General features: G+C 70.2%; 25 protein-coding genes and 1 tRNA gene. 12 read left to right on the top strand and 14 right to left on the bottom strand.

Annotated features, from left to right (window positions below; genetic code table 11):
• Positions 1-100 precede the first annotated feature (100 nt).
• From OIE40_RS00430 to ssd, 5 genes are all read right to left on the bottom strand, one after another.
• A complete protein-coding gene (locus OIE40_RS00430) occupies positions 101-298 on the bottom strand; it encodes a DUF4244 domain-containing protein (RefSeq protein WP_264698766.1) in 198 nt (65 codons plus the stop codon).
• A 106-nt stretch (positions 299-404) separates the two neighbouring features.
• Positions 405-1,166 (bottom strand): type II secretion system F family protein, encoded by a 762-nt coding sequence (locus OIE40_RS00425; protein WP_264698765.1) that lies wholly within the window; start codon positions 1,164-1,166, stop codon positions 405-407.
• Complete coding sequence (locus tag OIE40_RS00420; protein ID WP_264698763.1) at positions 1,166-1,966, bottom strand: type II secretion system F family protein; 801 nt, start codon at positions 1,964-1,966, stop codon at positions 1,166-1,168. The genes OIE40_RS00425 and OIE40_RS00420 overlap by 1 nt, the downstream gene beginning before the upstream one ends.
• Positions 1,963-3,138: a TadA family conjugal transfer-associated ATPase gene (locus OIE40_RS00415; protein ID WP_264698761.1), complete on the bottom strand. Its 1,176-nt coding sequence runs from the start codon at positions 3,136-3,138 to the stop codon at positions 1,963-1,965. Before OIE40_RS00415 ends, OIE40_RS00420 begins: the two co-directional genes overlap by 4 nt.
• Positions 3,135-4,139 (bottom strand): septum site-determining protein Ssd, encoded by a 1,005-nt coding sequence (gene ssd, locus OIE40_RS00410; RefSeq protein ID WP_264700633.1) that lies wholly within the window; start codon positions 4,137-4,139, stop codon positions 3,135-3,137. The genes OIE40_RS00415 and ssd overlap by 4 nt, the downstream gene beginning before the upstream one ends.
• Positions 4,140-4,224: 85 nt before the next feature.
• Between ssd and OIE40_RS00405 the strand changes: the two genes are divergently transcribed.
• From OIE40_RS00405 to OIE40_RS00395, 3 genes are all read left to right on the top strand, one after another.
• Positions 4,225-4,968, top strand: coding sequence for a class I SAM-dependent methyltransferase (locus tag OIE40_RS00405; RefSeq protein ID WP_264698759.1), 744 nt, complete (start codon positions 4,225-4,227; stop codon positions 4,966-4,968).
• Positions 4,969-5,074: 106 nt separating this feature from the next.
• Entirely contained in the window at positions 5,075-5,593 is a 519-nt protein-coding gene (locus OIE40_RS00400; protein ID WP_264698757.1) for a phage holin family protein, read from the top strand.
• Between the two features lie 35 nt (positions 5,594-5,628).
• A complete protein-coding gene (locus tag OIE40_RS00395) occupies positions 5,629-6,021 on the top strand; it encodes a hypothetical protein (protein ID WP_264698755.1) in 393 nt (130 codons plus the stop codon).
• Between the two features lie 58 nt (positions 6,022-6,079).
• On the opposite strand, the gene OIE40_RS00390 is transcribed toward OIE40_RS00395, so the two are convergent.
• Genes OIE40_RS00390 through sp36 form a run of 8 tightly spaced genes read right to left on the bottom strand, consistent with a single transcriptional unit; the run spans position 6,080 to position 10,794 of the window.
• Entirely contained in the window at positions 6,080-6,283 is a 204-nt protein-coding gene (locus tag OIE40_RS00390; RefSeq protein WP_264698753.1) for a hypothetical protein, read from the bottom strand.
• Between the two features lie 5 nt (positions 6,284-6,288).
• Positions 6,289-7,974 (bottom strand): alpha-glucosidase, encoded by a 1,686-nt coding sequence (locus OIE40_RS00385; protein ID WP_264698752.1) that lies wholly within the window; start codon positions 7,972-7,974, stop codon positions 6,289-6,291.
• A gap of 53 nt (positions 7,975-8,027) precedes the next feature.
• Complete coding sequence (locus OIE40_RS00380) at positions 8,028-8,231, bottom strand: hypothetical protein (RefSeq protein ID WP_264698750.1); 204 nt, start codon at positions 8,229-8,231, stop codon at positions 8,028-8,030.
• Positions 8,231-8,872: an NUDIX hydrolase gene (locus OIE40_RS00375; RefSeq protein WP_264698748.1), complete on the bottom strand. Its 642-nt coding sequence runs from the start codon at positions 8,870-8,872 to the stop codon at positions 8,231-8,233. Before OIE40_RS00375 ends, OIE40_RS00380 begins: the two co-directional genes overlap by 1 nt.
• A complete protein-coding gene (locus tag OIE40_RS00370) occupies positions 8,869-9,465 on the bottom strand; it encodes a TlpA family protein disulfide reductase (protein ID WP_264698746.1) in 597 nt (198 codons plus the stop codon). Before OIE40_RS00370 ends, OIE40_RS00375 begins: the two co-directional genes overlap by 4 nt.
• Positions 9,462-10,172, bottom strand: a complete 711-nt coding sequence (gene nth / locus OIE40_RS00365) for an endonuclease III (RefSeq protein WP_264698744.1) — start codon at positions 10,170-10,172, stop codon at positions 9,462-9,464. The genes OIE40_RS00370 and nth overlap by 4 nt, the downstream gene beginning before the upstream one ends.
• Complete coding sequence (locus tag OIE40_RS00360) at positions 10,169-10,636, bottom strand: RidA family protein (protein ID WP_264698742.1); 468 nt, start codon at positions 10,634-10,636, stop codon at positions 10,169-10,171. Before OIE40_RS00360 ends, nth begins: the two co-directional genes overlap by 4 nt.
• Entirely contained in the window at positions 10,633-10,794 is a 162-nt protein-coding gene (gene sp36, locus OIE40_RS00355) for a Sp36 family protein (RefSeq protein WP_264698740.1), read from the bottom strand. The genes OIE40_RS00360 and sp36 overlap by 4 nt, the downstream gene beginning before the upstream one ends.
• Positions 10,795-10,859: 65 nt before the next feature.
• Here sp36 and OIE40_RS00350 point away from each other — a divergent pair, with 65 nt between their 5' ends.
• Both OIE40_RS00350 and OIE40_RS00345 read left to right on the top strand, forming a co-directional pair.
• Positions 10,860-11,849, top strand: coding sequence for an ArsA-related P-loop ATPase (locus OIE40_RS00350; RefSeq protein ID WP_264698738.1), 990 nt, complete (start codon positions 10,860-10,862; stop codon positions 11,847-11,849).
• Positions 11,846-12,958 carry an ArsA family ATPase gene (locus OIE40_RS00345; protein ID WP_264698736.1) on the top strand — a complete coding sequence of 371 codons (1,113 nt, stop codon included), beginning with the start codon at positions 11,846-11,848 and terminating at the stop codon, positions 12,956-12,958. Before OIE40_RS00350 ends, OIE40_RS00345 begins: the two co-directional genes overlap by 4 nt.
• Here the strand turns inward: OIE40_RS00345 and OIE40_RS00340 are convergent.
• Complete coding sequence (locus OIE40_RS00340) at positions 12,923-13,204, bottom strand: WhiB family transcriptional regulator (RefSeq protein WP_319805182.1); 282 nt, start codon at positions 13,202-13,204, stop codon at positions 12,923-12,925. The genes OIE40_RS00345 and OIE40_RS00340 overlap by 36 nt on opposite strands.
• 238 nt (positions 13,205-13,442) lie before the next feature.
• On the opposite strand from OIE40_RS00340, the gene OIE40_RS00335 reads away from it, so the two are divergent.
• The 7 genes from OIE40_RS00335 to OIE40_RS00305 all read left to right on the top strand — a co-directional run bounded on the left by OIE40_RS00335 (position 13,443) and on the right by OIE40_RS00305 (position 22,266).
• Positions 13,443-15,845: a transglycosylase domain-containing protein gene (locus OIE40_RS00335; RefSeq protein WP_264698734.1), complete on the top strand. Its 2,403-nt coding sequence runs from the start codon at positions 13,443-13,445 to the stop codon at positions 15,843-15,845.
• Between the two features lie 15 nt (positions 15,846-15,860).
• The gene (locus OIE40_RS00330; protein ID WP_264698732.1) at positions 15,861-16,766 is read left to right on the top strand and encodes a metallophosphoesterase; all 906 of its coding nucleotides are present in this window, start codon (positions 15,861-15,863) and stop codon (positions 16,764-16,766) included.
• 41 nt (positions 16,767-16,807) lie between these two features.
• Positions 16,808-16,884 (top strand) — tRNA-Pro (locus tag OIE40_RS00325).
• A 220-nt stretch (positions 16,885-17,104) separates the two neighbouring features.
• Positions 17,105-18,535, top strand: a complete 1,431-nt coding sequence (locus OIE40_RS00320) for a hypothetical protein (RefSeq protein WP_264698730.1) — start codon at positions 17,105-17,107, stop codon at positions 18,533-18,535.
• A 96-nt stretch (positions 18,536-18,631) separates the two neighbouring features.
• Positions 18,632-20,104, top strand: a complete 1,473-nt coding sequence (locus tag OIE40_RS00315; protein WP_264698729.1) for a class I SAM-dependent DNA methyltransferase — start codon at positions 18,632-18,634, stop codon at positions 20,102-20,104.
• Positions 20,101-21,201 (top strand): restriction endonuclease subunit S, encoded by a 1,101-nt coding sequence (locus tag OIE40_RS00310; RefSeq protein WP_264698727.1) that lies wholly within the window; start codon positions 20,101-20,103, stop codon positions 21,199-21,201. The genes OIE40_RS00315 and OIE40_RS00310 overlap by 4 nt, the downstream gene beginning before the upstream one ends.
• A 3-nt stretch (positions 21,202-21,204) precedes the next feature.
• Positions 21,205-22,266 (top strand): PDDEXK family nuclease, encoded by a 1,062-nt coding sequence (locus tag OIE40_RS00305; RefSeq protein ID WP_264698725.1) that lies wholly within the window; start codon positions 21,205-21,207, stop codon positions 22,264-22,266.
• Position 22,267 lies beyond the last annotated feature (1 nt).

Here is a 22,267-nt window from a genome sequence, read left to right as displayed (position 1 = left end):
CCCCCCCCCACCCCCCCCCCCCCCCGCCCGCGCGGGCCCCCCGCCCCCCCCCCCCCCCCCCCCCGGGGGGGGCCCCCCGGGGCCCCCCCCCGCGCCGCTGTCACCTCTTGCCGACGAAGCTCAGGATCCAGTCGACGACCTGGCCGAAGATCTGGGTGATCTGCTGGTCGAACGCGTCGCCGGTGACGTAGGCGATCACCGCGGCCACCAGGGCGATCACCGCGATCGTGCCCAGCGCGTACTCGGCGGTGGTCATGCCCCGTTCGTCGTGCGTCGGGGCCACCAGCTGCTTGGACATTTCCTCTCCTCCTCTCGCCCCCGGATCGACCGGGGTACACCTTCACCTTGAGCACCGGGACCGGAAAGTGTTCAAAATCGCTGCCCCGTGTGGACGACGCCCCCGCTCAGCCGAACAACCGGCCGAGCACGCCGCCGACGATCGGAACCACCCCGACCACCAGGAACGCCGGCAGGAAGCAGACCACCAGAGGCAGCACCGTGGTGACCCCGGCACGTCGTGCCCGGGCCTCGGCAGCGGCGTGCCGCGCCGACTGGGCGTCGTGGGCGTGCCGGCGCAGCACCGGCGCCACGGAGACACCGTTGCCGAGGGCGTGCCGCAGTTCGGCCACCAGGGATTCGAAGGCCGGGTGCCGATCGCCCAGCTCACGCCAGGCGTCCGCTTCGGGCTGGCCGAGGCGCACCGCGGCGTCCAGTCGACGCAGTGCGGCACCGGCCGGTCCGCCCAGGCTTTCGGCCACCGCCGGTACGGCGTTGCGCAAGGGCAGTCCCGCCTCGAGACAGACTGCCAACAGGGTGCACACGGGCGGTAGCGCGGCACTCAGTGCCGCCTCGCGGCTACGCGCCGCCGGCGGGCGGGAGCGGCCCGCCGCGACGAACGCCACCCCGCCGGCGACGACCGCGATGGGCGGTCCGGCGCCGCCGACTCCCGCAAGGGCCAGCAGGATCACACTGGCGACCGTCACCGCCAGTGCGGAGCGGGTGACCAGACTCGGCGCCCCCTCGATCGCACGCAGCACGACCGGCAACCGCCGCGCCGGCGCCGGCGGCCCCACTGCCGTGCCGCTCGCCGGGTACCGGTTCGGGGCCACGACCAGGAAGACTGCGATCCCGGCGCAGCAGGCCGCCAACACCACCTGCCAGGTCATCACAGCCGGCCCGCCCGGTCGGCGAGCATTTCGCTCCACACCACCCCTGCCCCGCTCAGCCCCGCGCCGACGGCCAGGCAGGCCAGACCGGCCTCCGATCCGGTCAGGTAGCCGATCGGGTCGCCACCGATCGCATATCCCAGCGCCAGGCCGACCAGCGGCAGCAAGCCGAGCAGCCGTCCGGTCAGCCGGGTCGCGGCGAGCTCGGTGGTGACCGTCCGGCCGACCTCGCGTTCGGCCCGAAGGTGCACGGCCAGGTCGTCCAGTGACGCGGTGATCGCCGCGCCGGTGCGCTCCGTCACCTGCCAGGCCGCCGCCACCGCTGCCAGACCCTCGCAGCCGGGGCGCCCGGCGGCCCGCCGCAGCGCCGTCGCCACCTCACCCCCCACCCGGTGCTGGGCGACCGCATCGGCGAACAGCGGCGTGCTCTGGGCGACCAGGTGCAGGGCGCGCAGCGGTGCATGCCCCGCCCGCAGCAGGGCGGCCAGCTCGCCGCAGCCGCGCGCCACCTGATCGCGACTCCGGGCCCGCCCGCCGGCCGCGCCGCTGCGCCACACCGTCCAGGCCGCGACGGACGCCACCACGCCGACCGACCAACCCAGGACCCCACCCCGGACGCCGTCGATCAGCCCACCGGCTGCCGTGGCCACCGCCACCCCCACCGCCGGCAGTGCCGCCACCGGCCAACGGCGCCCCCGGAGCCGGCCGGACGGCGGCGTCGCAGCGAGTCGCCGCCCCGGCGGCAGCGCAGTGCCGACCAGCACCGCCAGCGCCACCGCCAGGCCAGCCAGCGCCGTCACCGCAGCAGCTCCTGAAGCCGCTCGGCCCCCGCGCCGGCGACCGGTTCGGGAACCACCGGCCCGGCCGGTGCCGGGAACCGCCAGGCCGGCACGGGCCGGCACACCCCGGCCGCCTCGTCCCACTCGAGCAGGTGCAGCTCGCGCAGCCACCGCAGGCCGCAGGGCAGCCGCTCGACGTGCACGAGCAGGTCGATCGCCGCCGCGGTCTGGGCGTGCAACGCGGCCCGGGTCAGCCCGCCCAGCGCCCCGAGCGCCTCGAGCCGGGCGGGCACGTCGGCGGCCGAGTTGGCATGCACGGTGCCGCAGCCGCCCTCATGGCCGGTGTTCAGTGCCATCAGCAGGTCAACGAGCTCGGCGCCCCGGACCTCGCCCACCACCAGCCGATCGGGGCGCATCCGCAGCGCCTGCCGCACCAGGTCGGCGAGTACCACGGCACCCGCCCCCTCGGCGTTGGCGGGCCGGGCCTCCAACCGCACCACGTGCGGATGTTGCGGGCGCAGCTCGCGTGAATCCTCGACCAGGACGATCCTCGACCGCGGTTCGACGAGGCTGAGCAGGGTGGCCAGCAGCGTCGTCTTCCCCGAGCCGGTGCCGCCGGAGATCAGGAACGCCACCCGGGAGGCCACCACCCGCCGCAGCAGCTCGGCCGCCCGCGGGTGCAGGCTGCCACCGTTCACCCAGTCGGCCACGGTGAGCGTGCTGCGCGCAGGCACCCGCAACGACAGGCAGGTGCCGGTGTCGGTCAGCACGCCCAGCACCGCGTGCACCCGGGTGCCGTCGGGCAGCCGGGCATCGACGAAGGGGCTGCCCTCGTCGAGACGCCGCCCGACCGTCGCGGCCAGCCGCACCGCCAGCCGACGCACCTGCGCCTCGTCGTCGAAGACCCCCTCGACCGCCTCGAGCCCGGCCCCCCGGTCGATGTAGACGTGCCGGTGACCGTTGACGAGCACGTCGGTCACGCCGCGCAACGCGAGCAGCTCGTGCAGCGGGCCGGCGCCCTCGCTCTCGCGCCTCAGGGCATCGACGGTGTCCCGAACGGACGCCTCGGAGACCAGCGCACCCAGGGCACGCAGCGCCGCCGCCACCTCGGCCGGCCCGGGCGCCGAACCGGCCCGCCCCAAGGCGGCCCGCACCTCGGCGAGGTCGACCCCCGGCACCACCCCGGTGCTCATCGTGCCCCCAGCAACGCGTCGCAGACCCGGCCCAGCCCGTGCCGGCGTCCGGAAAGGGAGGGCCGGTCGCCCCGTTGGGCCGCCACCGCCAGCGCAGGCTCGTTCCGGAGTCGGGCCGTCACCGGCAGGCCGAGAGAGTCCTCGACCAGTTCGTCCGGCACCACCGTGCCGGGCAGTCGACGCACGACCACCTCGATCGCGGCCGGTGCCAGCACGCGCACCGTCTCGACGGCGGCGGCCAGTCCCCGCACGCTGCCGCCGGCCAGCAGCACGGTGCGATCGGCCGCTCGCAGCGCCTCGCGCGCTGCCGGATCGCCCGAGCGGCCGGGGTCGAGCACAACCAACTCGAAGCCCCGCCGCAGTGACGCGAGCACGGCCGCGAGCGCCTCACGGCCCGGCCCGGGGTCGGGTCCGCGGGCCATCGACAGCACCGCCACCCCGTCGGCGCTGGGCAGGAACTCCCCCAACTCGCCCAGCACCCCCTCGGCCGCCGCGAACCTGGGCCAGCGCCAGCCGGCCTCGCGCTCGGCTCCGAGCAGCAGGTCGATGCCCCCGCCCAGCCGATCGACGTCCACCAGCGCCACCGCACGCCGGCCCGCCGCGGCCCGCCAGGCCAGCGCCGCGGCCAGGGTGGAGGCCCCGACGCCGCCGGAACCGCCGAGCACCGCCATCACCTGGCCGCCGCCGGCCGGCCCGGCGAGCACCGAGGACAGCCATTCACGCCCCTCGGGCAGGCCGATCACCTCGGCCCCGAGCGGCACCGACCACAAGGCCGCGGCACCGGCGTCGTCGCCCACCAGGTACAGCCGGTCGCGCCGGGGGAGCGCCTGCGCGGCGAGTTCGGCCGCACAGTCGACGCCGACGAAAACGGCCCGGGCGGATTCCCAGTGCGCGTCCATCGCCTCGGGCAGGCAGACCGCCACGCGGCGTCCGAGTGCCGCCGCGGCGGCCCCGATCTCGTCGCACAGCGCGGGCGAGGCGGTGACCAGCATCACGTCCATGACTTCCACGTCGTCAGTGTGTGACCAAGATCCCGGAAGTGTTCAGATTCGTCGTCTCCCCCCACCCTCGCCGTACGATGCCGGGGTGATCACCTCGAGCCAGTCGGCAGCCCTGGACTGGCTGATCGGCACCTCACCGGGGCCGACCCTGGTCATCGGCCGCTCCGCTGCCGCGTTCGCCGCCGCCCTCCGCGGCCGCCATCGGCTCACCCTGGTCGACCGTGACCGGGACGGGGTCTCCGAACTGCTGCGCAAGGCACCCTCGGGCCTGCCGCTGGTGGCGGCGGCGGAGGCACTGCCGCTGGCGCCGTGCGTGGTCGATCGCGTCCTGCTGATGCAGAACTTCCACACCTTCGCGCCCGGTCTGGCGCTGTCGGAGTTCGCCCGGGTGCTGCGCCCCGGGGGACGTCTCGGCGTCGCCTACACCGTCCGCGACGACTCCGTCCCGTGGGTGAAACGCCTTGTCGCAGCCGTGCGCCGGGTCGATCCGGACGCCATGTCGGGCGACTACGGGGCCGACTCGCTGCAGTCGCTCGAGGCCAGCGCCTACTTCCCGCAGGTCGAAACCCGCGCCTTCCGGCGCTGGGTGCCCATCGACCGGCCGGGCCTGCTGGCCATGGTCGCCGGCTCGCCCACCGCCCAGGCCCTCGCCGACGACGACCGGTCGGCACTGTTGGCCGAGGTGGACGCCGTCTACGAGAGCGCGGCCCGGCCGCCGGAGCCCCTACTGCTGCCCTACCACGTCCGGTGCTGGCAGGCCGAGGTCGACCACACCGAGTTGACCGCTCCGCTCGACCTGCCCGACGACGGTCTGCGGATCCGGCTCTGACGCCGGCCACCGAGTCCGCCCGAGGCCAACCCTTTGGGGGCCAGACAGCGGGGCTGCCCTCCCACTAGGCTGAACGGCGAACAGCATCGAAAGGGGCAGCCAGACCATGGCTAACCAGAACGAGATCGCAGACATCGTCAAGGCCATCCAGGCGGACGTGACCACAATCGTGCGGGGCGAGGTCGAGCTCGCCAAGGCCGAGTTGGTTCCGCAGGCCAAGTCGCTCGGCATCGGGGCGGGGCTGTTCGGCGCCGCCGGCTACTTCGGACTCAACGGCATCGCCCTGTTGTTCCTGGGCCTGTCCGCCCTGGTCGGCCACTGGTTCGCGACGGCGCTGGGCTGGGCCCCGCTGTTCGCGGCGTTCATCGGCCTGGCGATCATGGCGGTGCTGATGTTCCTGATCGCCGGCGTGCTCGCCCTGGTGGGCAAGAGCAAGGTGACGGTGAAGGGTCCCGAGGCCACCGTCGACCAGGGCCAGCGCTCGGTCGAGGCCGTCAAGGGCGCCATCGAACGCGGCCGGACCGAGGCCGAAGCCGAAGCAGAGGCGCGCAAGGCGGCCCGCAAGGACGCCCCCAGCATCACCGCCGGTGACCAGAGGCCGTCCTTCGTGGCGCCACGCGGCTAACCCCGTCCCGGCCTCCCACACCATCGGACGCCCTCGTGACCACCCCCACGACGGCCGGCATCGTCGCCCGCGACACTCCCCGGCTGGTCGAGAGCGCCACCGGACACCTGCCGAAGTATCCGGCGCATCCCCTGGCCCGCTGGGGGCTGCGGCTGGCGATCTTCGCCGCCTTCGGCGGGTTGGCCCTGTGGTACGACGCGGCCACCGGCGGGGACTGGTCGAACACCGCCAACGCCGAGATCGCCCAGCGGGTGTCGCTGGTCAATCTGTCCAAGGCGGACGTCAACGTGGTCGGCGCCCTCTACCCGCCGGTCTCCGGTCTCGCCGCCCTGGTCATTCCGGGCGGCGCACTCGGCCTGGCCCTGGCCGGCTCGGCGGTCGCGGCCTACCAGCTGCAGACGGTTGCGCAGGCCCTGCGACGCCGCTGATGGCGCTGTGGCTGCGTGCGCTGCTGATCGCGGCGCTCTCCCTCACCCCCTTCTACGGCTACATCGCCACCGCGAACTTCCCCGCCATCCTCGGACTGACCCTGTTCGGCAACGGCATGATGGCGCTCAACTGGTTGCTCGGCATCGCCTTCGGCGCCGGCCCGTTCGCGATGATCGGCGGCACGCCCAGCTGGCAGCCCGGGATGACGGTGCGGCACGGCGGGTTTCCGTCATCCCGGTACTGCCCGCGATGTCGAGCCACGGCGGTCAGCCGAGCAGTACCCGCGACTCCCAGGGCGCCAGCACGCCGGGCTCGGGTTCGGCATGGGTGCCGAGCAGCAGCTCGGCGTCCGGCGGCACCGACAGGCCGGCGGGCACGTCCACGGCCTGGCCGGACAGGTTGGCCAGCACGAGCAGCGTCCGGCCCTCGAGCGACCTGGTGTAGGCGAACAGCTGCTCGTGATCGGGCTCCAGCAGGGCGAAGCGGCCCTCGCGGACGATCTCGAGCCGGTGCCGCAGCTCGATCAGGCGCCGGTAGTGGTGGAAGACCGACCCGGCGTCGGCCCGCGCCGCGGCGGCGTTGATCGAGCGATGGTTCGGGTTCACCGGCAGCCACGGGACGCCGGTGCTGAAACCGGCCCCGGGTGAGGCGTCCCACTGCACCGGGGTGCGGGCGTTGTCCCGGCTCTTGACGGCCAGGCCGTTCAGCACCTCCGGCACCGGCAGGCCCGCCGAGGTGGCGAGCGCGTAGTAGTTCACCGATTCGATGTCGGCGTACTGCTCGATGTCGGTGTAGCCGGCGTTGGTCATGCCGATCTCTTCGCCCTGGTAGACGTAGGGCGTGCCGCGCAGCAGGTGCAGCACCGTGCCGAGGGTCTTGGCCGACGTCACCCGGTACTGCTCGGAGTCGTCACCGAACCGGCTGACGATCCGCGGCTGGTCGTGGTTGTTCCAGTACAGCGAGTTCCAGCCCTCGTCGGCCAGGCCCTCCTGCCACTGCGCCAGGTTGGCCTTCAGGTCGGGCAGGTGCAGCGGTTTGAGGTCGAACTTGCTCAGCCCGGGCTGCTGGTCGAGGGTGACGTGCTCGAAGGTGAACACCATGCCCAGCTCGCCGGCGTCGGCGGCGGTGTAGCGGCGGGCGTGCTCGACGTCGACCATCAGCATCTCGCCGACGGTGAACAGTTGACGTTCGCCGATCCCGACCGCGGCGTTCATCTCCTTGAGGAACTCCTCCAGCCGCGGCCCGTTCACCACGGTGGCCGGGTCGTAGCACAGCCCGCCCAGGCCGGGGCTGGGTTCGCCGTCGGCCAGCGGCAGCGTCTTGCTGATCAGGTTGATGACGTCCATCCGGAAGCCGTCGACGCCGCGGTCGACCCACCAGTTCATCATCGCGTAGACCGCCTGCCTGACCTCGGGGTTCTCCCAGTTGAGGTCGGGCTGCTTGCGGCTGAACAGGTGCAGGAAGTACTCCCCCGAAGCGGGGTCGTACTCCCAGGCGGGACCCATGAAGTACGAGCCCCAGTTGGTGGGCTCGGCGCCCGGCGTCCCCGGCTCGACACCTTCTCGGGGTGGACGCCAGAAGTACCAGTCGCGCTTGGCCGAGTCGGGGTCGCGGGACTCGATGAACCACGGGTGCTCGTCGGAGGTGTGGTTGACGACCAGGTCCATCACCAGTTTCATGCCGCGGCCGTGCAGCGCCTGGATCAGTTCGTCGAGGTCCTCCAGGGTGCCGAACAGCGGATCGACGTCGGTGTAGTCGGAGATGTCGTAGCCGTTGTCGTCCTGCGGCGAGCGGTAGATCGGGGACAGCCACACCACGTCGACACCCAACTCGTCGAGGTGGTCGAGCCGCTCGATGATGCCGCGCAGGTCGCCGATCCCGTCACCGTCGCTGTCGCTGAACGATCGCGGGTAGATCTGGTACACCACGGAGCTCTTCCACCATTCGGCCATGACCCGATCCTGGCAGCCGGACGCCGCCCGCGGCCAGCGAACGGCGGGGCTCGCTAGTCGCGGTGTCGGTGCCGTCCGCGGATCAGCCACCACAGCGCGATGACCACCAGGACGCCGCCCAGGATCAGCCCGGCGGTGCGGACGGCGTCCTCGTCGGCCAGCCGGCGCGACACGAGGTCCTGCGGACGGGCCTGCGACCAGCCGACCAGCACCCCCAGCCTCAGGCTGCGCCGCCGCCCGGACCGGTCGAGCGCCATCAGCGTCGCCTGCCCCGCAGGAACCGGTCCGGGATCTCGGCGTGCCGGGAGCGGTCCCACGGGATCGTCCAGCCGGCCAGGTCGAACAGGCCGTCGAGCAGATAGGCCGTGAAGCCCCAGATGAACAGATCACCGATCACGAAGCCGGGGCCGTCGAAGCCGGAGGAATGGCTCCAGGTGACCCGGTTGGCCGGTTCGAGCAGCACGTCGACGGCGACGCTGTGCACTGCGGCGATCTCGACCAGGTCGACCGGGACCAGTTCGCGGGGGGCGGGCCAGCGTCCCACCACGGCGGTGACGGCGAAGTCGCTGGCCCGCACGTAGGTGGGCGACAGCACGCCCAGCACCTCGACCTCGCCGGGTTCGATCCCGACCTCCTCGCGGGCCTCGCGCAGTGCGCCGGCGATCGGCGAGGCGTCGGTGGGTTCGATCGACCCGCCCGGGAAGGCGACCTGGCCGGCGTGGGTGCGCAGCCGGGAGTCCTTCTCGACCAGCACCACCCGCAGACCCTCCGGGTGCTCGGCCAGGGCGATCAGGACGGCGGCCGGACGCCCCCCGCGGGCGGCGCGCTCGGCCACCGCGGCGGCCGCTCCGGGGCCGGCCAGCAGGTCGCGCAGCGGTTCGATGTCGAACCGGGTCACAGCTTCACCCCGAGCTCGTCACGGGTCAGCTGGACGAGCTGGTCGTAGGACTGCAGCTTGCCGACCACGGTGTAGACGACCTTGCCGTCGGCGTTCACCAGGATCGTGAGGGGCAGCCCCGGCATGGTGATCTTCTCGTTGAGCCGCTTGTCGGCGTCGACCAATTGCGGGTACGTCCAGCCGACCAGCGAGGCGAACTCGACGGCCAACTCGGGCCGCGGATCGTCCGAGTTGAGCCCCAGCAGCAGCACCTTGCCCTTGCTCGCCTTCGCGTACTGCCGCAGGTAGGGCGACTCCTCGCGGCACGGCGGGCACCACTGCGCCCACAGGTTGATCACCATGGGCCGGCCCCGCAGCCCGGCCAGCCGCACGGTCGAGTCGCCGCCCAGGCAGTCGAGGGTGAGGTCGGGCAGGCCGTCGTCGCGGGCGGGCACGTCCGGATCGGAGACCGGGCAGTCCGCGATGCCCGCCGCCTTCCGGGCGGCCAGCACCTGGGCCTCGGTGGCCGGGGTGTACGCAGGGGTGGGCTGCGCCACCGGTGCGGGTGCGCAGCCAGCGAGCAGCAGGACGAGCAGGAAAGCCAACGTCCTCATCCGCGCGGCTCCCGGATCAGCTTGGCCGCCACCTTCGGATCGGTCGGCCCGAGGCCGTAGGACGGGCACAGCTTGGCGACCGGGCAGGCACCGCAGGCGGGCCGCTGGGCGTGACAGCGGCGGCGTCCGTGCCAGATCACGTTGTGCGACAGCTGCGTCCAGTCCTTGCGCGGGAACAGTGCACCCACCTCGGCCTCGACCACCTCGGGCTTGGCCGAGGCCGACCAGCCGAAGCGTGCGGACAGCCGCATGAAGTGGGTGTCGGTGGTGATCCCGGGCACGCCGAAGGCGTTGCCGAGCACCACGTTGGCGGTCTTGCGGCCCACCCCGGGCAGCGTCACGAGCTGCTTGAGCGTGCCGGGCACCTCGCCGCCGAACCGTTCGACCAGTGCCGCCCCCAGCTTGAGCAGGGCGTCGGTCTTGGCCCGGAAGAAGCCGGTGGGATGGATCAGCTCCTCCAGCTCGGCGCGGTCCGCGGCGGCGTAGGCGGCGGCGTCGGGGTAGCGGGCGAACAGGATCGGCGTGACCAGGTTGACCCGCCGGTCGGTCGACTGGGCGCTGAGGATCGTGGCCACCAGCAGCTCCAGCGGCGAACGGAAGTCGAGTTCGCAGCGGGCGTCGGGGTAGGTCAGCGCCAGGGTGCGGTTGATCGCCCGGGCGCGGCGCACCAGCGCCGTCCGGGTCTCCTGCACCGCGACTCCGGTCATGACGTCGCTGCGCCCTCGACGACCAGTTCGACCTCGACCGGGGCATCCAGCGGCAGGGACGCCACGCCGACAGCGGCGCGGACGTGCCGGCCGGCGTCGCCGAACACCTCACCCAGCAGTTCGGACGCCCCGTTGGCGACCTGCGGCTGCGCGGTGAACTCGGGCGTGCTCGCCACGTACACGACCACCTTCACGACGCGGGCGATGTTGTCGACCCCGCCGAGTTCGGACGCCGCGGCGGCCAGCGCGTTGAGCACCGCCACCCGGGCCGCCCGGACGCCCTGCTCGAGGCTCACCCCGGCGCCCAGCTTGCCGGTGGCCACCAGCTCACCCTGCACGCTCGGCAGTTGGCCCGAGGTGATCACCTGTCCGCCCGAGGTCGTGGCGGGGACGTAGGCGGCCAGCGGCCGGGCCACCGGCGGCAGCTCCAGGCCCAGCGCGACCAGCCGCTCGGACGGGGTCACTCGCCCTCCAGCGGCCGCTTCAGGTAGGCGACCAGGTTCTGCGGGTTGGGGCCGGGCACGACCTGCACCAGCTCCCAGCCGTCGGCGCCCCACTGGTCGAGGATCTGCTTGGTCACATGCACCAGGACGGGCACGGTCACGTACTCCCACTTCGTCATGGGGCAACCCTAATGCCGGGCACCGACCCCGCAGCACCCGGTCACCGGCGACCTAAGCTGGCCGCATGCCCGCCCGCTGCCCGTTGCACATCGTCACGGGCAAGGGCGGGGTCGGCAAGACCACCATCGCGCTCGCCCTGGCCCACGCCCTCGCCGCCGACGGCGCCACGGTGGTGGTGGCCGAGGTCGAGGCCCGCGGCGGCCTCAGCCTGGCCACGGGGCTCGAGGTGGGCGCCGACCCCCGGCCGCTGTTCGAGGTGGCCGCCGACCAGCCCCACGCCCCCGACCGGCCGCCGGGGCTCGAGCAGCAGCTGCTCGGGCTGCTGTTCGGACGCCGCGCCACCGGCCCGCGGCGCGGCCGCGTCGAGGGCGTCCAGATCGATCCGCGAGCGTCGCTGGCCGGCTACCTGCAGCGGCACTACCGGCTCGGTTTCGCCGCCGAGGTGCTGCAGGTCGAGCCGCTGGTCGACTTCGCCACCCGGATCGCCCCGGGGTTGCGCGACATCCTGCTGATCGGTCAGGTGACCCACCTGACCGAAACCCACCCCGAGATCGATGCGCTGGTGCTGGACGCCCCGCCGTCCGGCCGGATCGGTTCGTTCCTGGGCGCGGGCGCCGCCCTGGCCGAGCTCACCGACGGCAGTCCGATCGCCACCCAGGCCGCGTCGGTGATGGACGACCTGCGCGACCCCGGCTGCCGCACCCACGTCGTCACCCTGCTCGACGAACTGCCGGCCAGCGAGGCGATCGAGACCGTGCAGGTGATCCGCGACCTGGGGCTGGGGCTGGGCTCGGTGATCGCGAACCGCTGCCTGCCGCAGCTCGACCTGCCGCGGCCGCTGCCGCCGGCACCCGCCCCGCTGACCGACGTCGAATGGGCCTCGATCACCGGACCGGTCGCGGCACAGGCCGAGCAGGCCAGGGCCCAGACGGCCTGGCAGGCGCTGCTGGAGCATCGCACCCGGCTGCCGCTGCTGCGGCTGCCCGAGCTGAGGCCGGGCATCGCGTCGGCCGAGCAGCCCGCCGAACTCGCCGGACTGCTGGGGCGGCTGTGACCGCCCTCGACCACGACGCCCTGCTGCGTCGCGACGACCTGCGGCTGCTGCTGTGCGTAGGCACCGGCGGGGTGGGCAAGACGACCATGTCGGCGGCGCTGGCGGTGCGCGCCGCCCAGCTCGGACGCCGGGTGGTGGTGGTGACCATCGACCCGGCCCGGCGGCTGGCGCAGGCGATGGGGTTGGACGGCCTTGCGCACGATCCCGTCCCGGTGCCGCTGCCCGACTCGACGGACCCGGGTCGGGGGCCCGCCGGCTCGCTGGACGCGATGATGTTGGACGTCCGCGACGCCTTCGACCGCGCCCTGACCGCCCAGGTGGACGCGGCCGAGGCGGACCGCATCCGGTCCAACCCCTTCTACCGGGCCCTGGCCGAGGCCTTCTCCGGCACCCAGGAGTACGTGGCGATGGAGAAGATCGGCGAGTTGCACCGCCGCGGCGCGGCGACCGGCGAGTGGGACCTGATCGTGGTGGACACCCCGCCCAGCGCGTCCGCCCTGGACTTCCTGGACGGCCCCAACCGGCTCGAGTCGCTGGCCCGCAACCCGCTGCTGCGGGTCGTGCTGGGCCTGCCCCGCGGTCCGCTCGGCTTCCTGGACGCCGGCGCGGCACTGGCTACCAGGGCGCTCGACGCGATCCTGGGCGGACGGCTGTTCGGCGACCTGCGCACCTTCCTGCGGGTGTTCGAGCGGGCCGTGCTGGCCTTCGAGTCGCACGCCACCCAGACCAGGCAGCTGCTGGCGTCCGACGCGGCGGGGTTCCTGGTGATCGCCGCCGCGCGGCCGGGGCCGGCGGCTGAGGCGTCCGCGCTGATCGAACGACTACGGCGCGATGCCCTTCCGGTGCGCGGTGTGGTGGTGAATCAGACCTCGGACGTCGCCGGCGTCGTGGACGAGGTGGCGCTGCGGGCCGCGGCGGCGTCCGCCACACCCGAGCAGGCGGTGATCATCGAGGGCTACCGGGAACGACTGGCGCGGGTGGCGACCGAACGGCCGCTGATCGAGAAGTTGGGCGGCTTCGGGCTGCCGCTCGCGACGATCGGTCGCCGACCGGAACCGGTCAGCGACCTGCGGTCACTTGTCGCTCTTCTTGGCGGCTTCGACCAGTAGTCGGCGCCACGAGCGGATGTTGGAGTTCTGGCGCAGCAGCCGCCGACGCTCGCGCTCGGTCATACCACCCCACACTCCCCATTCGATGCGATTGTCGAGGGCCTCGGCCAGACATTCGGCACGGACCTGACAGCTGTAACAGATAGTCCGGACGCGCTTCTGGTCCGCGCCGTCCGGAAAGAGGTCGTCCTGCATTCCGCGGCACTTGGCCATCATCGGCCAGCTGTCCATCTCCATGAGCGACAAGGCGTATCACCTGATTCGAGGGGGGCTCGTGAGGGGGAACTACTACAGCCACCGTAGCGCCGACGGGCGCACACAACCAAGTCCCAAAGGCGCCTGACCAGCCCTTGAGCCAAAGAATCTCGCGACGGGGCGCCGATGACCGTTGATTCTGTTGTGGGCCACCCAGGGCGACGACACTGTCAAGCGTCCCCTACGGGTCGGTTCGGCCCCCTCAGGGTCGTCACGTACTCTAGGGTCCATGCGTTTGGGGAAGAGGCTCTACTCGCTGGTCATGTTTCTGGTGGTCAGCGTGCTGGGCGGCCTGCTGGTCGCGGGCTTGACGGTGCCGGCGGCGGGAATGGCCGCCGAACTGGGCAAGAGCACGGCGAGCACGATGGACGCCCTGCCGGCCGAGTTGAGCACGCCGCCGCAGGCGCAGCGCTCGCGGGTGCTACTGTCCGACGGTTCGACGCTGGTGAACTTCTACGACGAGAACCGCCAGTACGTCACCCTCGACAAGATCGCGCCGATCATGCAGAAGGCGCAGATCGCCATCGAGGACCACCGCTTCTACGAGCACGGCGCCATGGATCTGCAGGGCACCATGCGAGCCCTGGTCAGCACCCTGCGTGGCAACACCCAGGGCGCCTCGACCCTCACCCAGCAGTACGTGAAGATGGTGCAGATCAGCGCCGCGCAGGCCAAGGGCGACGCCGATGGCGTCCAGAGGGCCCAGGAGAACACGCTGACCCGCAAGATCCAGGAGCTGCGCTACGCCATCGCGGTGGAGAAGAAGTTCACCAAGGACCAGATCCTGGAGTTCTACCTCAACATCGCCTACTACGGGGACGGCGCCTACGGCGTCGAGGCCGCCGCGATGAACTTCTTCGGTGTCCACGCCAGCGAACTGAACCTGCAGCAGGCGGCTCTGCTGGCCGGCATGGTCCGCAACCCGGTCGGCACCAATCCCCGCACCCCCGGCCTCGAACTGGTTGCCAAGCAGCGCCGCAACGACGTGCTCGACCGGATGGCCTCCTCCGAGGTGCAGGTGATCACTCCCGAGCAGGCGGCGAAGGCGAAGGCGAAGCCGCTGGGGCTGGTGAAGGCCAAGAACAAGCTGCACGGCTGCGCCAACAGCGAGTTCCCGTTCATCTGTGACTACGTGCGGCGCACGCTGCTGAAGTCCCCCAGCCTGGGCAAGACGCTGGAGGACCGCGAGAACACCCTCTACCGCGGTGGCCTGACGGTGCGCACGCTGATCAACAAGAAGGTGCAGCGCAAGGCCGAGAAGACGATCCAGAACTACCTCGACCCGCGCGACCCGGTCGACTCGGTGATGGTGATGATCCAGCCCGGCACGGGCCTGATCGTCGCGATGGCCCAGAACCGCACCGAGATGGGCACCAAGCGCAGCCAGACGTTCTGGAACTACGCGGTCGCCAACGACATGGGCGGCGGCTCCGGTTACCAGGGCGGATCGACGTTCAAGATGTTCGTCGCCGCGGCCGCGCTGAAGAACGGGCTGGGCGCGTACGGCGTCGTCAACGTGAAGTCACCGATGAACTTCCAGGGCTGGCGCTTCGAGTCCTGCCAGGGGACGATCGTCCAGAACAGGACCTGGAACGTGGTCGGCGCGTCCGGCACGATGAACATGTTCGAAGGCGCGCGTCGTTCGGTCAACGGCTACTTCGTCCAGCTCGAGTCGGCGGCCGGCTTGTGCGACGCCACCAAGATCGCTACCGCACTCGGCCTGCAGCCCTCCATCGACCCTGACGGCAACTATCTGACCAAGGTCGCGAGCAACTACCCGTCGTTCACCCTCGGTGCTGTGGAGGTCTCACCGCTGTCCCTGGTGAACGCCTACGCCACCGTCGCGGCCCGCGGCATCCACTGTGACCCGATCATCATCAAGTCGATCAAGTCGGCCGACGGCTCTACCCTCGAGGCGCCGGACGCCAACTGCAAGCGGGTCCTCGACCAGGGCATCGCCGATGCGCTGTCCAAGGTCTTCCAGGGCCCGTTCCAGGGCGGCACGGCGGCGCCCGCCGCGGTGCCCGGTTACACGATCGCCGGCAAGACCGGCACAGTGCCCGACAACCGCGCCATCTGGACGGTCGGTTTCACCCGCAACCTGGCCGGTGGCGGCATGATCAGTTACTCTAGCGATCCGCGGTTCAAGAGTTACTGGAACTCCCACCGGACGAGGTACCTCAACGGCGCCTACATGAAGTACTCGGGCCGCACCCTGTACGGCCTGTCCGGCCAGGAGGCCGGCGCGCACATCTTCAAGCCGGCCTTCGCCGCGGCCCTGAAGGAGTTCCCGAAGACCCCTGGCTTCGTGAACCCGCCCTACGGCGTGCTGGCGGGCGAGAAGGTGAACATCCCTTCCTGCTCCGGCGCGGGGATCGACGGCTGCAAGGCGATCCTGTTGAAGGCGGGCTTCGGCTCCTACACCGAGTCGATCGCGTCCAACTCCCCGAAGGGCACCTTCCTCGGCATCAGCCCGTCCGGTGTCGCCGTCCGCGGCACCAGCATCCGCATCCTGATCTCGTCCGGCCCCGCACCGAAGCCGACGAACACCGAGGATGACAAGAAGTCCGACGACAAGAAGTCCGACGACAACGGCAACAAGAAAAAGAAGAAGAACGACGAGAACGACTGATCGCAAGGTACTGACGTGATCGGAGCGGTTCTCGGACGCCTCGCGGCGGTCGCCGCAGCGTGTGTCGGCTACGGATTCTGGGAGGCCCGGCACTTCCGGGTACGTCGCCTGGAGGTGCCCATCCTGCCCGCGGGGTCGGCGCCGCTGCGGTTGCTGCACGTGTCGGACATCCACCTGATGTCACGGCAGCATTACAAGACCGACTTCATCCGAGCGTTGGCCGGGCTCGAGCCCGACCTGGTCGTCACCACCGGCGACAACTGGAGCGACCCGGACGCCCTCGCCCCCCTGCTGGCGGCCTGGGGCCGGCTGCGCGACGTCCCCGGAGTCTTCGTCTTCGGCTCCAACGACTACGAGCGGCCGACGTTCCGGCTGCCGCTGCAGTACCTCGTCCGCTCGACCGAGGGCGATGACGTCGGTGACAAGCCGATGCCGATCGATGAGTTGCGGGCCGAGTACAGCGCCCGCGGCTGGGTGGACGTCAACACCTGCCGCACCCAACTCACGGTGCGCGGCCTCACCATCGAGTTCCGGGGTACCGACGACGCACACCTCGGCCGCGACGACTACGCGCTGGTGGCCGGGCCGGCGTCCGAGGGCGTGGACGTGTCCATCGGAGTCACCCACGCCCCCTACCTGCGGCTGCTGGACGCCATGACCGCCGACGGCCTCGACCTGATCCTGGCCGGCCACACCCACGGCGGCCAGGTGTGCGTGCCGTACTACGGCGCCCTTGTCACCAACTGCGACCTGGAGCCCTACCGGGCCAAGGGCCTGTGGAAGTACCGAAGCGGCGACAAGACGTCCTGGCTGCACGTCTCGGCCGGCATGGGGTCGTCGCCATTCGCGACGTACCGGTTCGCGTGTCCGCCCGAGGTGACGGTGCTGACGCTGACCGCGATGGACCCGAATGGCTCCTAGCGGCGGACTCGTATAGACTGCTCGTCGGCCCTGAGGGCCATCGGGGTGTGGCGCAGCTTGGTAGCGCGCATCGTTCGGGACGATGAGGTCGCAGGTTCAAATCCTGTCACCCCGACCAGCGGAAAGCCGCTCTGGCCAGGGATTATATCCCCGACCAGAGCGGCTTTTGACGTCGTGCATCCTAACCGCATCCTAAGCACCGCAAACTCGTGCCGGCTTCTGCGCACTCTGTCACGCCGTCGCAGGGTTCCCGGGCTACCCGAGAAATGGTCACGTCGGATGTTCGCCACGCGGGCGACAACCCGTAGGAAGCGATGCTGCAGGCGGAGACTTGAACCATGGTCAAGACTGCCCTCAAGCTGAGGTTCGCCCCGGACGAGTATCTCGTCACTTGGCAGCTGCCGTCGGTCGGTGGCGACGAGACTCTGGCTGCGCATGGAGCGTTGACGGTAGAGGCAGGCAAGCCGCCAAAGGGCATCGCGCACGGCGACCTCGACACGCTGCTGGAGCACCCAGCGCCAGGGGTCACCGGGTTTCCGCAGAGATTGTCCGTGCCTAAGCTCACCGGCTACATGGCCAACGGGGCAAACGTCCTGCTGCTTAACGCCCAGGTCAACTACTGGGTCTCTAGCCAGGCCAGCATCTACGCCGAGGCAGCGGTCATCACCCTGGCTTCGGTCACCGGCGACGGCGCTGATCGCTTCAAGACGTTCGAGATCCAGGTCGGCGGCCTGGACGCCGTCTCAGGCGTTGAGTTGATCAAGTCCACCAAGTTCCCGAAGCAAGGCATGAGTGGCACATGGTCGGCGGAGATCGGGTCCGACCATGCACAGACGTGGGAGGACGAGACCGCGAAACTCACGCTGTCGTACAACGGCACGTTTCGCTCCTTCGACCCGTACGCCTTCCGTATGGGCTTCAGCCCGGTGCTGCGGGGCGAACTGGCGACAGCCGTCCCGCTGCGCGAGCTGCTCGACGACTGGATCAGCCCGATCCGCCGTGTCGTCTCCATCGCCACGGGTCGGGCCGAGGAACTCACCTACGCCGCGCTGTACCTCTCGTCGACGGGCGGCGACGTGCACGGCCAACTCTTTGGTTCGGCCATCACTCAGGAACCCTACGAATCCAGCCTCGAGGAGGTACGGAAGGTCAGCTCACCGCTACGTCTCAAGCCAGACGCGGTGTCGCTGCTGGAGATGACCCGCACCTGGCAGAAAATGGCGAGCGTACATCACCCCCTGCTAGAGACCTACGGGGCGATGCTGCACGCCACCGACCAGCACCCACGGTCGCGCTTTCTGCTGCTGCTCCAGGCTATCGAAGGGACGTATGGATTTGAGACAAAGGCGTCCTTCGCGAAGCGGCTCAAGAAGCACGCCGAAGACCGTGATGCAGTGGTCAAGGCAGCGTCGGGCTCACTGAACGACAAGCAGCTCACCTTTCTCCAGAAGAACCTGGGCAAGCGTCCACCGGCCGGATTGGAGTCGGCTATCAACTGGCTGGCGAAGCGGCTGCCGGATGACGTGCTGTCTCGACTGGACGCGACCAGCCTGATCACGTCCGCGAAGGCGCCCACCGGTGAGGCGAAGAACGCTCCGGACGCGCTACGGATCATCCGCAACGACCTAGCCCATGGCAACCGGGGTTACGACGTCTTCGAGCTGTCCGAGGTCGTGAGGATCCTCGAGCTCATGGTGCGAGCACATGCCCTGGAGCTGCTCGGTTGTCCGGTGTCGGTAGTCGAGCGAGTACTGACTCAAGGTCGTTAGCGGATATTCGGCTGGTTCTTGTCAAGGGCGAGCACGCCCGCTGGCCATGCGCCGTTGCGGAACGCTCCGTCCGCGGCCGTCACTATGGTTAGCGCTGTGATCACCGGGGAACTGAAGAGCAGGATCGACGGCGTCTGGAACGCGTTCTGGTCGGGCGGCATCAGCAATCCGTTGGAGGTGATCGAGCAGATCACCTACCTGCTGTTCCTGCGTCGCCTGGACGACCTGCAGACCCTGGCGGAGAGCAAGGCTCGTGTCGCCGGCACCGGAGTGATCGAGAACCCGGTCTTTCTGCCCGGCCAGGAACCCTTGCGCTGGAGCCGGTTCAAGAACACCGCGCCGGACGTGATGTACGCCACCGTCGCGGGCTCGGTCTTCGACTACCTGAAAGGGCTGGGCACCCAGCTCGGCGGGGACGGTTCCACCTACTCCGAACACATGCGAGACGCCCGGTTCACCATCCCCACCCCCGCCCTGCTAAGCAAGGTTGTCGACATGCTCGACGGCATCCCCATGGCCGACCGCGACACCAACGGCGACCTGTACGAGTACCTGCTGAGCAAGATCGCCTCGGCCGGGGTCAACGGCCAGTTCCGCACCCCACGGCACATCATCAGGCTGATGGTGGACATGACCGCACCCCAGCCCGGCGACGAGATCTGCGACCCGGCCTGTGGCACCGCCGGCTTCCTGGTCGCCGCGAGCGAGCACGTCCGCGCCACCCACGCCGACGCCCTGCTGGACGCCAAACAGCGCAGCCACTTTCATCGCTCGATGTTCCACGGCTTCGACTTCGACGCCACCATGCTGCGTATCGGCAGCATGAACATGCTCCTGCACGGCATCGAGTCCCCTGACATCCGCTACCGCGACTCGCTCTCGGAGGGCGCCAGCGCCGACGCCGCCCGGTACACCCTGATCCTGGCCAACCCGCCGTTCGCCGGCTCGCTGGACTACGAGTCCACCGCCAAGGACCTGCAGCGCGTGGTCAAGACGAAGAAGACCGAGTTGCTGTTCGTCGCGCTGTTCCTCAAGCTGCTGAAGGCCGGCGGACGGGCCGCGGTGATCGTGCCGGACGGGGTGCTGTTCGGCTCGTCGAAGGCCCACAAGGACCTGCGCCGCACCCTGGTCGAGGATCAGAAGCTCGACGCCGTGGTGAAACTGCCCTCAGGGGTATTCCGGCCCTACGCCGGGGTGTCGACGGCGATCCTGTTCTTCACCAGAACTGACTCCGGCGGTACCGACCAGGTCTGGTTTTATGACGTCCGGGCGGACGGCTTCTCCCTCGACGACAAGCGCAACCCGATCGAGGCTGACGACCTGCCCGACGTGCTCGCCCGCTGGCAGAACCTCGCAGACGAAGTCTCCCGGATGCGCACGGATAGGTCGTTCCTGGTGCCCAAGGCGGACATCGTCGCCCAGGGCTACGACCTTTCCCTGAACCGCTACAAGGAGGTTGTCCACGACGAGGTCGAGCACCGGCCCCCGCTGGACATCATCGCCGACATCGAGAAGCTGGAAGACGAGATCGCGCAGGGGTTGGACGAGTTGAAGGCGATGCTCTCGTGACCGCGGTCGGCGATCTTCTCGAACTTGCTTACGGCAAGGCGCTCAAGGATTCGGATCGTGACGGTGGTGACGTTCCCGTGGTCGGCTCCGGTGGGATCGTCGGCCGCCACTCTCGCGGCATCACCGATGCGCCGAGCATTGTCGTGGGCCGAAAGGGCAGCATCGGGAGCGTCACCTGGGTCGACGGTCCGGCTTGGCCCATTGATACCGCCTACTTCGTGAGGCCAAGGGAGAATGATCTCGACCGGCGTTGGGCGTACTGGATGCTGAAGTCCCTGCGACTTGAGACCATGAACAAGTCCGCAGCGGTGCCTGGGCTGAATCGTGACGACGTGTACCGGCTGGAGGTGAACCTCCCACCTCTGTCTGAGCAGCGCCGTATCGCCGCGATCCTCGACCACGTGGACGCGCTGCGCGCCAAGCGCCGCCAGCTCGTCACCCACCTCGACGCCCTCACAGAGTCGATCTTCAATGACATGTTCGGACAGGCGCTCGCCACTGTTCCGCTGTCCGAAGCCGTGGAGGAGTTCCGATACGGGACATCCAACAAGTCGGGAGTTGCTGGCTACCCGACTCTCCGCATCCCGAACGTCGTCGGTGGCGCAATCGACACAAGCGAGATCAAGACCGTCGACGTAGGGCGCGCCGACCTTCGTCGGCTGACCCTTCGAGATGGCGACCTCCTCTTCGTTCGCACGAACGGCAACCCAGACAACGTCGGTCGCGCCGCGGTCTTCTCTGGCGACGCCGTTGGTCCGGCAGGCTTTGGTGGCGAACCCTGGATCTACGCCTCGTACCTGATCCGGGCGCGCCTCATGCGATCGTTCGTCCCGGTCTTCGTGGCAACCTACCTCGCTACCAGCGACGGGCGGAAGCAACTCCGCGAGCGCGCGAAGACCTCCGCCGGCCAGTACAACATCAACACCGAAGCGCTCGCCTCGATTCGCATTCCCGATGTTCCGCCTGAGCACCAGCAGGAGTTCGCAGATATCGACTCAAAGGTCATGACCCAGCGCACCCGCGTGGTGCGACTCGCCGCCGCTGACGATGAACTCTTCACGTCCCTGCAGGCCCGCGCGTTCAGTGGGAGGCTGTGATTCATGCCGGTCGAGATGAGAATGTGGCGCATCGACGGTGCCGAACCGCGTGCACTCACCGCCTCCGCGCTGCCGGCGGAGAAGGATCTCCACGAGTTCCTGAAGCGCGACCCGTCATTACTCGGCGAACGACTCCTGGTGATCGGCAGCGAGGTGATCACTCCGTTCGGGCCACGGCTCGACCTGCTCGCGATCGATGCCGAGGGCAGCCTCCACCTGCTGGAACTCAAGCGCGACAAGACCCCGCGGGAGGTCGTTGCTCAGGTGCTCGACTACGGCTCGTGGGTATCGACCTTGTCCCGCGAAGACGTCATCGACATCGCCAATCGGCACCTCACCCAGCCCTTCGAGGCTGCCTTCGAGGACGTCTTCGGCGGCGCACCCCCCGATGAGTTGAACCACGACCTCCACCTGACCTTGGTCGCCGCGGAACTCGACGCGAGCTCGGAGCGGATCGTCAACTACCTGCGCACCTTCGGAGTGCCGGTCAACGCGGTGTTCTTCTCCTATCTCGAGGATGAAGGGCGCCGGTACCTGGCCCGATCGTGGCTGGCCGCGGACGAGGAGGAGCCGTCTGGAGGCGGTAAGCCGGGCAAGCGGGCGGCCTGGAACGGCCGCGACTGGTACGTCTCCTTCGGTGGTGGCCGGCCGTGGGAGGACGCGCGGCAGTTCAGCTTCGTCTCCGCCGGTGGCGGCAAGTTCTACTCCCAGACCATCCGCTCCCTGCCCGAGGGCGCCCGAGTCTGGGTCAACGTCCCGGGCAGTGGCTACGTGGGGGTCGGGACGACGCTCGCGCCAGCAGCTCGCTTCGACGAGGCCAAGGTGCTGGTCGACGGAGGTTGGTGTCGGCTGGCGGAGCAGCAGCTCAGCGGGAACTACCAGCATCGTGGAGACGGCGACGACGACGCCGAATGGGTCGTCCCCGTGGAGTGGGCGAGGTCTGCTCCGGAGAGTCAAGCGTTCTGGCAGAAGGGCATGTTCGCCAGTCAGCACAGTGCCTGCAAGCTTCGCCAGGAGTTCACGCTGAGCCTGCTCGAGGATCACTTCGGTGTGAGCAGCGAGTGAG

The organism is Micropruina sonneratiae (assembly GCF_025972045.1).
Classification (GTDB): Bacteria; Actinomycetota; Actinomycetes; order Propionibacteriales; family Propionibacteriaceae; genus Micropruina; species Micropruina sonneratiae.
This window is presented reverse-complemented; position numbering and strand designations above follow the sequence as displayed.

What these genes read in the sequence shown, in the direction of transcription:
- OIE40_RS00400 (WP_264698757.1), top strand. Translation starts at nt 5,075, where the DNA reads ATGGCTAACCAGAACGAGATCGCAGACATCGTCAAGGCCATCCAGGCG.
- ssd (WP_264700633.1), bottom strand. Translation starts at nt 4,139, where the DNA reads ATGGACGTGATGCTGGTCACCGCCTCGCCCGCGCTGTGCGACGAGATC.
- OIE40_RS00350 (WP_264698738.1), top strand. Translation starts at nt 10,860, where the DNA reads ATGCCCGCCCGCTGCCCGTTGCACATCGTCACGGGCAAGGGCGGGGTC.
- OIE40_RS00415 (WP_264698761.1), bottom strand. Translation starts at nt 3,138, where the DNA reads ATGAGCACCGGGGTGGTGCCGGGGGTCGACCTCGCCGAGGTGCGGGCC.
- nth (WP_264698744.1), bottom strand. Translation starts at nt 10,172, where the DNA reads ATGACCGGAGTCGCGGTGCAGGAGACCCGGACGGCGCTGGTGCGCCGC.
- OIE40_RS00380 (WP_264698750.1), bottom strand. Translation starts at nt 8,231, where the DNA reads ATGGCGCTCGACCGGTCCGGGCGGCGGCGCAGCCTGAGGCTGGGGGTG.
- OIE40_RS00425 (WP_264698765.1), bottom strand. Translation starts at nt 1,166, where the DNA reads ATGACCTGGCAGGTGGTGTTGGCGGCCTGCTGCGCCGGGATCGCAGTC.
- OIE40_RS00305 (WP_264698725.1), top strand. Translation starts at nt 21,205, where the DNA reads ATGCCGGTCGAGATGAGAATGTGGCGCATCGACGGTGCCGAACCGCGT.
- sp36 (WP_264698740.1), bottom strand. Translation starts at nt 10,794, where the DNA reads ATGACGAAGTGGGAGTACGTGACCGTGCCCGTCCTGGTGCATGTGACC.
- OIE40_RS00320 (WP_264698730.1), top strand. Translation starts at nt 17,105, where the DNA reads ATGGTCAAGACTGCCCTCAAGCTGAGGTTCGCCCCGGACGAGTATCTC.
- OIE40_RS00370 (WP_264698746.1), bottom strand. Translation starts at nt 9,465, where the DNA reads ATGAGGACGTTGGCTTTCCTGCTCGTCCTGCTGCTCGCTGGCTGCGCA.
- OIE40_RS00385 (WP_264698752.1), bottom strand. Translation starts at nt 7,974, where the DNA reads ATGGCCGAATGGTGGAAGAGCTCCGTGGTGTACCAGATCTACCCGCGA.
- OIE40_RS00335 (WP_264698734.1), top strand. Translation starts at nt 13,443, where the DNA reads ATGCGTTTGGGGAAGAGGCTCTACTCGCTGGTCATGTTTCTGGTGGTC.
- OIE40_RS00430 (WP_264698766.1), bottom strand. Translation starts at nt 298, where the DNA reads ATGTCCAAGCAGCTGGTGGCCCCGACGCACGACGAACGGGGCATGACC.